The organism is Psychromonas sp. psych-6C06 (assembly GCF_002835465.1).
Classification (GTDB): Bacteria; Pseudomonadota; Gammaproteobacteria; order Enterobacterales; family Psychromonadaceae; genus Psychromonas.
Window position 1 is genome coordinate 1 of record NZ_PIZM01000028.1, and the last position, 3253, is coordinate 3253.

The following is a 3253-nucleotide window of genomic DNA, read 5'->3' on the forward strand; positions in this document are numbered from 1 at the left end:
AGAAAGATATTTCATAAAAGGCATACCTGGAACCAAGTTGGATGCAGGACATAAAATTGGCTCATCTTCCCAAAAAATCTCACCTTGTTCCAGATCCATTAGCCCATACATTAACTTCAACAAGGTGCTTTTTCCGCAACCGCTTTCTCCAATGATAGCCACATGTTCACCACGTTGAATACGCAGATCGATAGACGCTAATACTGGAAGTTTGTCATAAGAAAATGATAGGTTCTCTACTCGTAACATGCTTTTGTGCTTAGAACTGTAAAATTGAAAAATCCGTTCCAATTTGAAACGGATTTTTCGATAATTTATTGATTTAAAAAAATATTTACTCTTTAAATTCCTTTAAAACACTTTTATTGGGTAGCTCTGAGTATCCCATGTTAAATAGGGTGAACCCAAAAATATCGGCATATTGTTCAATGGTTTTGCTTACGGGTGTACCTGCTCCATGACCTGCATTGGTTTCTATTCGGATTAAAGTTGGGTTAGACCCTGCTTGTTTTTCCTGTAGTTCTGCCGCAAACTTAAAACTATGTGCAGGCACTACCCTATCGTCATGATCGCCGGTAGTTACCAAGGTGGCAGGGTATGCAGTACCTGTTTTTACATTATGTACAGGGGAGTAGCCTTTTAAATACTGGAACATTTCGTCACTATCTTCTGCGGTACCATAGTCATAGGCCCAACCGGCACCAGCTGTAAATGTATGATAACGAAGCATATCCATTACACCCACTGCAGGTAGCGCTACCTGCATTAAATCTGGTCTTTGGGTCATTGTTGCGCCAACAAGTAAACCACCATTAGAGCCGCCACGAATAGCTAAATATTCCTTTGAAGTATAGTTGTTGTCCACTAAATATTCTGCAGCTGCGATAAAGTCATCAAAAACATTTTGCTTTTTAGTTTTTATTCCCGCATCATGCCATTTTTTGCCATATTCACCACCACCACGTAAATTGGGTACAGCGTAAATTCCACCCTGTTCCATCCAAACGGCATTACCGATGCTAAAAGACGGAGTTACACTAACATTGAATCCGCCGTAGGCGTACAGAATAGTCGGATTTTTACCATTAAGTTCGGTTCCTTTTTTATAGGTAATGATCATTGGTATTTTAGTGCCATCTTTAGAACTATAGAAAACCTGTTCAGAAGTATAGTTCTCAGGATTGAAATCTATATTCGGTTTCCAATACAGCTCATATGTACCACTTTCTACATCATATTTAAAAGTTGATCCCGGGGTATTGTAATTGGTAAATGAGAAATACAATTCCTTATCTTCCTTTTCACCACCAAAACCACCCACAGAACCAAGACCTGGTAATTCTACTTCACGTATAAGTTTGCCTTCATAATCATACTGAAAAACCTTTGAGATAGCATCAACCATGTATTCTGCAAAGAAATAGCCACCACCTGTATTGGGGTTCAATACATTTTCGGTTTCTGGGATAAAATCTACCCAATTTTTAGCTTCGGGGTTACTGGCATCTACCGTTACTATTTTTTTATTGGGAGCATTTCTATTGGTTACAATGTATAGTTTTGAACCAACATTGTCAATTACATAGTTGTCAGATTCCGTGTCTTCAACCATAGGTATCAACAAGCCATTTGGATCTTCAAGGTTTCTTATAAACAATTTGTTTCCAGAAGTAGAAACCGATGCACTGATCAATAAGTACTTGTTGTCCTCAGTAACACTGGCACCAATATAACGATGTTTTTCTGTAGGTGTACCGCCAAAAATAAGTTCATCATTTTTTTGTGGAGTACCCAGTTTATGATAGTATACTTTATGTTGATCTGTTTTGGCAGAGAGTTCGCTACCTTTTGGTTTGTCATAACTAGAATAGTAAAAACCATCATTTCCTTTCCAAGAAAGTCCGCTGAATTTTATATCAATTAAGGTATCCTCCACAACCTCTTTGGTTTCGGCATTGAGAATAATAGCTTTTCGCCAATCGCTACCACCTTCAGAAATGAGATAGGCAGCTAAAGATCCATCTTTGGTAAAACTCAATCCAGCTAAAGATGTGGTGCCATCTTCAGAAAAGGTATTGGGGTCTAAAAAAACCTCAGGTTCTTCATCTCCTTTAGCCCTATATACAACATATTGATTTTGTAGGCCGTCATTCTTATAGAAATAGGTGTAATCACCCTTTTTAAATGGAGTCCCTAATTTCTAATAATTCCATAATTTTTCCAATCGGTTTTTAAGGTCGTTTCTAAATGGAATTTTTTCTAGATAGCCAAATGTAGTTTTGTTTTGATCTTTTACCCAAGCTTCTGTATCAGGGCTTCTATCATCTTCAAGCCAGCGGTATGGATCTTTGACTTCGGTGCCAAAATAAGTGTCTACGGTATCTACTTTTGCGGTAACAGGGTAATTCACGATAATGGGTTCTGGTTTAGATTCGTTTTTACAAGAAGAAATTAGCGCAACAGCAAAGAGCGCCGGTATAACATTTTTCATATGTAGTTCAGTTTGTACTAAAATACCATAAAAAAACCTTCAAAACTGTGAAGTTTTGAAGGTTTTAACGTTCTAAGGGTATAAATTAAACTAAGCTTTTTTCTACTAAATATTCAGAAATTTGAACAGCGTTTGTTGCGGCACCTTTTCTAAGATTATCTGCTACGATCCACATATTCAAAGTGTTTCTTTGAGTTTCATCTCTACGTAAACGCCCAACGAATACCTCATCTTTGTCGTGAGCATAAATTGGCATTGGGTAGGTATTGGTATCTGGGTTGTCTTGTACCGTAACACCTGGCATTTAGTTCAATAATTGACGCACCTCGTTTAATTCAAAATCATTTTCAAATTCCACGTTTACAGATTCTGAGTGCCCACCTGCCGTAGGAATACGAACAGCGGTTGCACTAACTGAGAATGTACGGTCATCAAGAATCTTCTGTGGCTCGCGGGCCAGTTTCATTTCTTCTTTTGTATAACCATTTTCTAAGAACACATCGCAATGGGGCAGGGCATTTCTACCAATAGGATAAGGGTATGCCATTTCGCCTTGAACACCGGCAATTTCATTCTCCAGCTGTTTAACTGCTTTTACCCCGGTACCAGAAACAGACTGGTAGGTTGAAACGACCACACGTTTCATTTTATATTTTTTATGTAAAGGGTGTAACGCCATGACCAATTGTATGGTAGAACAGTTGGGGTTAGATCAGAAGGACATCCTGCAGCGGTAAAGAGTGTAGTACTCGGTGTGCGCCG

At 38.5% G+C, this 3253-nt stretch carries 1 protein-coding gene and 2 pseudogenes; all 3 read right to left on the reverse strand.

Features of this window, described 5'->3' with window-relative positions; all coding sequences use genetic code 11:
* A partial coding sequence (locus tag CW745_RS16470) for an ATP-binding cassette domain-containing protein (RefSeq protein WP_153069779.1) occupies positions 1-249 on the reverse strand: 249 nt, incomplete at its 3' end.
* An 85-nt stretch (positions 250-334) separates the two neighbouring features.
* Positions 335-2491, reverse strand: a pseudogene (locus CW745_RS16475) (prolyl oligopeptidase family serine peptidase).
* Between the two features lie 85 nt (positions 2492-2576).
* A pseudogene (locus CW745_RS16960) lies at positions 2577-3170 on the reverse strand (aspartate-semialdehyde dehydrogenase).
* Positions 3171-3253 lie beyond the last annotated feature (83 nt).